This window comes from Mesorhizobium sp. WSM4935, from assembly GCF_029625735.1.
Taxonomy (GTDB): Bacteria; Pseudomonadota; Alphaproteobacteria; order Rhizobiales; family Rhizobiaceae; genus Mesorhizobium.
The window spans coordinates 65,274-72,360 of record NZ_JARTVR010000020.1; the positions used below are offsets into that span (position 1 = coordinate 65,274).

The following is a 7,087-nucleotide window of genomic DNA, read 5'->3' on the forward strand; positions in this document are numbered from 1 at the left end:
GCTCCGGAGCACGGGTTATAGCGATGAGCGACAAGAAGGCCAGCAACCAGATGTGGGGCGGACGTTTTGCCTCGGGTCCGGCCGCGATCATGGAAGCGATCAACGCGTCGATCGGCTTCGACCGCAAGCTCTACGCGCAGGACATAAGCGGATCGATCGCCCATAGCGAGATGTTGGCTGAAACGGGCATTATTTCGGCGGCCGATCAAGAAAAAATCGCTCACGGGCTGAACACGATCCTGAAAGAGATCGAGGCCGGCACGTTCGAATTCTCGACCAAGCTCGAAGACATCCACATGAATGTCGAGGCCCGCCTTGCCGATCTGATCGGCCCGGCGGCGGGACGCCTGCACACAGCCCGCTCGCGCAACGACCAGGTGGCGGTCGATCTGAGGCTCTGGGTCAAGCAGGAATGCCAGCGCGTCGCCCTGGCCTTGAAGGACCTGATCGCTGCGTTCCTCGAACGCGCCGAGGAGCATGCGGCGACCGTCATGCCCGGCTTCACCCATATGCAGGCGGCCCAGCCGGTGACCTTCGGCCATCACTGCATGGCCTATGTCGAGATGTTCGGCCGCGACCTCTCGCGCGTCCGCGACGCCATCGAGCGCATGGATGAAAGCCCGCTGGGCGCGGCGGCCCTTGCCGGCACCAGTTTTTCCATCGACCGCCACATGACGGCCCGGGCGCTCGGTTTCCGCGAGCCGACGCGCAATTCGCTGGACAGCGTCTCGGACCGCGATTTTGCGCTCGAATTCCTCTCGATCGCCGCGATCTGCGCGACGCACCTCTCCAGGCTCGCCGAGGAGATCATCATCTGGTCGACGCCGCAATTCGGCTTCATCCGCTTGTCGGACAGCTTCTCCACCGGTTCCTCGATCATGCCGCAGAAGAAGAATCCGGACGCCGCCGAGCTGGTGCGCGGCAAGACCGGCCGCGTCAATGGCCATCTCGTCGGCCTGCTGACCGTGATGAAGGGCATGCCGCTGACTTATGGCAAGGATATGCAGGAGGACAAGGAAGCGGTCTTCGACGCAGCCGAGACGCTCGACCTGATGCTGGCGGCGACGACCGGCATGATGCGCGACATGACCGTCAACGCCGCCGCCATGAAGAAGGCCGCCGGCGCCGGTCACGCCACGGCGACCGACCTTGCCGACTGGCTGGTGCGCAATCTCGGCCTCCCCTTCCGCGAGGCGCACCATGTCACCGGCCGCGCCGTGGCGCTCGCTGAGGAAAAGAAGGTCGGCCTGGAGAAGCTCTCGCTGGACGACCTGCGCTCGATCCATCCCGGCATCACGGAAGACATCTTTTCGGTGCTTGCCGTGCAGAATTCGGTGAAGAGCCGCACAAGCTTCGGCGGCACCGCGCCGTCCGAAGTGCGAAAGCAGATCCGCTATTGGAAGAAGCGGCTCGCCAAGGCTTGATGCATGTCGCCCAGAAGTGTGTAGCGGTTCTGGGGCAACCACATGCATCAAAACAAATGCATGTCGCTCAGAAGTGTGCAGCCGTTCTGGGAGAACGACAGCATCAAAGCAATTGCCGGGATGCAAAGCGCTGAAAACTCGGCTAAAAGCGGCGGCACAATAAACAGTTTCGAACGGATGGATCGATGACCCGTAGCAGGATTTTGGTGACGCTGGCGCTGCTGGCGGCGGTTGTCACCGTCACGGGCTGCGGCAGGAAGACCGGCCTCGACACGCCTTATGAGGCGGCGGTGCAGGCGCGCAAGGATGCGGAAAAAGCCAAGCAGCCGGTGCCGCCCGAGCCGGAAAAACCGGTCAAGGACAGGAAATTCATTCTCGATCCCCTGCTCTAGAGCCGATGAGACCGATCGATCTCCTCGAGCTCCAACTTTCCGGAACCAATACCCGTGAACCATTTCGATTACCGTGACGGTGTTCTCCATGCCGAGGACGTCGCGATCCCCGACATCGCAGCCGCGGTCGGCACGCCCTTCTATTGCTACTCGACGGCGACGCTGACCCGGCATTTCCGCGTCTTCAGAGAGGCTTTCGCCGGCCTCGACGCGCTGGTCTGCTACGCCATGAAGGCGAACTCCAACCAGGCCGTGCTGAGGACGCTGGCCAGGCAGGGTGCTGGCGCCGACGTGGTCTCGGAAGGCGAATTGCGCCGTGCTTTGGCCGCCGGCATCCCGGCCGGCAAGATCCTGTTTTCCGGCGTCGGCAAGACCGCGCGGGAAATGGACTTTGCCCTCAACGCCGGCATTCTCTGCTTCAACGTCGAATCCGAGCCGGAGCTCGAGCTGTTGTCGGCGCGCGCGACCGCGCTCGGCAAGGTGGCTCCGATCTCGCTGCGCATCAATCCGGACGTCGATGCAAGGACGCACAAGAAGATCTCGACCGGCAAGGCCGAGAACAAATTCGGCATTCCGTGGCAGCGCGCGCGGCAGGTCTACGCCGGAGCGGCTGAATTGCCGGGCATCAAGGTGACCGGCATCGACACCCATATCGGCAGCCAGATCACCGAATTGCAGCCCTTCGACGACGCCTTCGCGCTGCTCGTCGAACTGGTCGGCGCGCTGCGGGCCGACGGACATTCGATCGAGCATGTCGATCTCGGCGGCGGCCTGGGCATTCCCTACCGCGTCGACAACAGCCCGCCGCCGCTGCCCGACGCCTATGCCGAGATCGTCAGGAAGCATGTCACCAGGCTGGGCCTCAAGGTGATGTTCGAGCCCGGCCGCCTGATCGTCGGCAACGCCGGCATCCTGGTGTCTGAGGTGATCTATGTGAAGGAGGGCGACGCCAAGAACTTCCTTGTCGTCGACGCCGCCATGAACGACCTGATCCGGCCGACGCTCTATGATGCCTTCCACGATATCAGGCCTGTGGTGCAGCAGCCCGCCTCGACTCCGCGCATGAAGGTCGATGTCGTCGGCCCGGTCTGCGAGACCGGCGACTTCATCGGCCTCGACCGCGACCTGCCGAGGCTGAAGGCCGGCGACCTGATCGCCGTTTCCACCGCCGGCGCCTATGGTGCGGTGCAGGCCGGCACCTACAACACCCGGCTCCTGGTGCCGGAGGTTCTGGTCGACGGCGACCGCTTCCATGTCGTGCGGCCGCGCCAGACCTATGAGGATCTGATCGGACTGGATTCGGTCCCCGACTGGTTGAAGTAAACCCAGGCGGCGCGCCTTAAGGAGCTAGCCATGCTGGAAAAAAACACGATCACGCGCGAGCGCATCGCCGCTGTCGAACCGCGCATTCGGCCCTATGTGCGCCACACGCCCGTCATGCGCGTCGACATGGCGGACTTCGGCCGGCCTGCCTTTCCGGTCGACCTGAAGCTCGAATGCCTGCAGCATTCCGGGTCGTTCAAGGTGCGCGGCGCCTTCACCAATCTGCTCGAACGTCAGGTGCCCGAAGCCGGCGTGGTCGCCGCGTCCGGCGGAAATCATGGCGCCGCCGTCGCCTACGCCGCCATGAAGCTCGGACACAAGGCCAGCATCTTCGTGCCGGAGGTCAGCCCGCCGGCGAAGCTCGCGCGCATTCGCGGCTACGGGGCGGAGCTGGTGGTCGGCGGCGCGCGCTATGCCGAGGCGCTGGCCGCCAGCCAAGACTTCGCAGCCAGGACCGGCGCCCTGCAGATCCATGCCTTCAACCAGGAGGAAACGCTGCTCGGTCAGGGCACGCTCGGCCTGGAGATCGAGGCCGACCTGCCCGAGATCGACACGCTGCTGGTCGCCGTCGGCGGCGGCGGCCTGATCGGCGGCATCGCCGCATGGTTCTCCGGGCGCATCCGCATCGTCGCCATCGAGCCCGAGGGCGCGCCGACGCTCTACCGCGCGCTGGAGGCCGGAGAGCCGGTCGATGCGCCCGCCGAAGGCATCGCCGCCGATTCGCTGGCGCCGAAGCGCGTCGGCGAAATGATGTTTCCGATCGCCGAAGCTTTCGTCGAGCGCTCGATCCTGGTCAGCGACGACGACATCGTTGCGGCGCAGAAGGCGCTGTGGGACCGTGTGCGAATCATCGCCGAGCCGGGTGGCGCCGCGGCCTTCGCGGCCATACTTTCCGGACGCTATATGCCCGCGGACGGCGAGCGCGTGGCCGTCCTGGTCTGCGGTTCGAACACGAATCCCGCCAATTTCTGATCATAACCCGGCCAGACCGCTTCACGTTTTTGGAACCCGCCTCGCCTTTGCCGTGTTTGTTGGTATCCTTCTGGCGATGACGTCCGGGCTATCGCGCCCGGGCAGGAAGGGCCGATGACGGAACGACCCACTTCCAGCGGCGAACGCGGCTTGGCCTCGCGCCTGGCGCTCAGCCGGATGGCGACACGGGCCTCGATACTCTTCGAGCGCGCCTGGCCGCTCGTGCTGCCGGTGCTGGTCGTCGCCAGCCTGTTTCTCAGCTTTTCATGGTTCGGCCTGTTCCCGCGCCTGCCGGACACCGCGCGAATCGGCCTTCTGATCCTGTTCGCGCTGGCGGCAGTCGCTGCGCTCTATCCGCTGCGCTTCTTCCGCATACCTTCGGCCGCGGAGGTCGACAGACGCATCGAGGCGGCGAACGAATTGCTCCACAGTCCGGTGCAGGCGCAGACCGACCGGCCGAGCGGCGCCGAGAGCATCTTCTCGCAGGCGCTGTGGCGCGAGCACCAGAAGCGCATGGCCGAGCGGCTCTCGAGCCTCGGCGCCGACCGGCCGCGCAGTAACGTGCCGGACTATGACCGCTGGGGCCTGCGCGCCGTGGCAGGGCTGCTGTTCGTCACCGCTTTGGCCTTCTCCTTAGGACCCTTTGGCGGCAGGGTCGGTGACGCTTTTGTCGCCCGCGCTTCGCACGACACCGTGCCGCCGCGCATCGACGCCTGGGTGACGCCGCCGGCCTATACCGGCAAGGCGCCGCTGTTCCTGACGGCCGATGCCAACCAGGCCGTCCAGACCTTTTCCGTCCCGCAAGGCAGCGACGTCTCGCTGCGCGTCACCGGCGGCTCCGGCGAGGAAACGCTGAACTACGCCGATCAGGCCGGCAATGACCGCGCCATCGAGCCGGCGGCGCCCCCCGGAGCGCCCAGGGAGACCCCGGCCCCCGCCGCCGGCCAGACGGCACCAAAAGTGCGCCAGTTCGCGGATAAGCTGAACACCAACGGTACGCTGACGCTGAAATCGGGCGACAGCGACCTCGGCCACTGGGCTTTTGCCGTCATCCCCGACAAGCCGCCGACGATCCGCTTCGTCGGCGAGCCGAAGCGCGCCGTCAACGGCGCCATGGAGCTCAATTACCAGATCGACGACGACTACGGCGCGGCCTCCGCCAAGGCCGTTTTCGAACTGTCCAATCCGCCGGCCGCCAACGCGCATCCGCTCTACGGCCCGCCCGACATGCCGCTGACGCTGCCGCGCCGCGGCGGCAAGGCGAACGCGGCCAAGACGACCAAGGATCTGACCGAGCATGTCTGGGCCGGCAGCAGCATCAAGCTGACGCTGAGCGTCACCGATGATGCCGGCCACACCGCGACCAGCGAGACCAAGACGCTTGTGATGCCCGAGCGGCCCTTCGCCAATCCGCTGGCCCGCGCGGTGATCGAACAGCGACGGCTGCTGGCGCTCGACACCAATGCCAAGCCGCGTGTCCTCGACCTGATGGATGCGATCACGCTGCGGCCAGAGGACACGTTCGACAACATGTCGAACTATCTCGCCATCATGAGCGCGCGGAGCCGGCTGAAGCTCTCCGAAAGCGACGACCAGTTGCGCAATGTCGTGTCCTATCTGTGGGAGATCGCGCTCGGCATCGAGGAAGGCAATCTGTCGGCCGCGGAGCGGCGGCTGCGCCAGGCGCAGCAGGCGTTGCAGGACGCCATCAAGAATGGCGCCAGCGATCAGGAGATCGAGAAGGCGATGAAGGAACTGCGCGAGGCGATGAACCAGTTCCTGCAGGAATTCGCCCAGCGCGCGCAGCAGAACCCGAACGCGCCGCAGATGCAGCAGAACGGCCGCGAGCTGCGCCAGAGCGATATCGACCGCATGATGGATCAGATCGAGAATCTGGCCAAATCGGGCGATCGCGACAAGGCGCAGCAGCTTCTCTCGGAGCTGCAGGATATGATGAACAACCTGCAGGCCGGCCGCCAGCAGCCGGGTGGCGAGCAGGATAGCGAGATGCGCCAGCAGATGGACAAGCTCGGCGATATCATGCGCCGCCAGCAGGAGATGATGAACGACACCTTCCGCCTGGACCAGATGCAGCGCGGACAGCGCGGCGAGGGCGGCGAGCAGCAGCAGTTTGGCGAGGATGGCGAACCAGGCCAGCCCAATGACCAGCAGCGGCCGGGGCCAGGTCAGGATCGCGATCCGCTGGGACGCCCGAAAATGTCGCCGAAGGATCTGGCCGATGCGCTGAAGCAGCTGCAGGAAGGCCAGGGCCAGCTGCAAAGCGAGCTCGATCAGTTGAAGAAAGGGCTTGAAGGTCTCGGCATGGAACCCAATGAGGGCTTCGGCGAGGCCGGCAAATCGATGGGTAACGCCGAACGATCGCTTGGCCAGGGCGATGGCGACCAGGCCGTCGGCCACCAGGGCCGTGCGCTGGAAGCCTTGCGCCGCGGCGCCAAGGAGATGATGAAGCAGATGCAGGCCATGCAGGGCGACCAGGGCGGCAGTGAGCAGGGCGGTCGCCAGCAGGACGCCGACCGCGATCCGCTGGGACGGCCGCGCGCCACCAACAGCCCTGATGACGGCACCTCGGTCAAGGTTCCCGACGAGATCGACGTGCAACGCGCCCGCCAGATCCTCGACGCGATCCGCAAGCGGCTCGGCAATGCGCTCAGCCCCGACATCGAGCGCAGCTATCTCGAACGGCTGCTGGAGCTGAAGTAAAGCTCACCCATTCCGTTGCGCACGGTGGCGTACGGCTAACTTCTCTCGAACGTTCGTGAGATGATCGCAGCCAATTTGTCGGCTAGCCGTCGAGGAGCTTTCGTTGAGCCACTGAGCACCAGATGCGTTTCGCCTAGAGCGTTTCCTACTTTGACAGAATCGAAGGGGATTCCCGAGTTGTCGGATTTGTGATTCAAGATGCTGGCTGGAATGGAGGCCAGCATCTGATGACGCGACCTCTTTCGGACGACCTTC

5 protein-coding genes are annotated in these 7,087 nt (G+C 65.2%); all 5 read left to right on the forward strand.

Translation table 11 applies throughout. The features are described 5' to 3' along the window. Positions 1 to 23: 23 nt before the first annotated feature. The 5 genes from argH to P9273_RS29405 all read left to right on the forward strand — a co-directional run bounded on the left by argH (position 24) and on the right by P9273_RS29405 (position 6,832). Positions 24 to 1,424, forward strand: coding sequence for an argininosuccinate lyase (argH, locus tag P9273_RS29385; RefSeq protein WP_278051972.1), 1,401 nt, complete (start codon positions 24 to 26; stop codon positions 1,422 to 1,424). 185 nt (positions 1,425 to 1,609) lie between these two features. Beyond that, on the forward strand, positions 1,610 to 1,816 hold the full coding sequence (gene lptM / locus P9273_RS29390; RefSeq protein ID WP_040998560.1) for an LPS translocon maturation chaperone LptM: 207 nt from the start codon (positions 1,610 to 1,612) through the stop codon (positions 1,814 to 1,816). A 54-nt stretch (positions 1,817 to 1,870) separates the two neighbouring features. Continuing rightward, positions 1,871 to 3,139, forward strand: a complete 1,269-nt coding sequence (gene lysA / locus P9273_RS29395; RefSeq protein WP_278051973.1) for a diaminopimelate decarboxylase — start codon at positions 1,871 to 1,873, stop codon at positions 3,137 to 3,139. 30 nt (positions 3,140 to 3,169) lie between these two features. Then, the gene (locus P9273_RS29400; RefSeq protein ID WP_278051974.1) at positions 3,170 to 4,111 is read left to right on the forward strand and encodes a threonine/serine dehydratase; all 942 of its coding nucleotides are present in this window, start codon (positions 3,170 to 3,172) and stop codon (positions 4,109 to 4,111) included. 114 nt (positions 4,112 to 4,225) lie between these two features. After that, positions 4,226 to 6,832, forward strand: coding sequence for a TIGR02302 family protein (locus P9273_RS29405; RefSeq protein ID WP_278051975.1), 2,607 nt, complete (start codon positions 4,226 to 4,228; stop codon positions 6,830 to 6,832). Positions 6,833 to 7,087 lie beyond the last annotated feature (255 nt).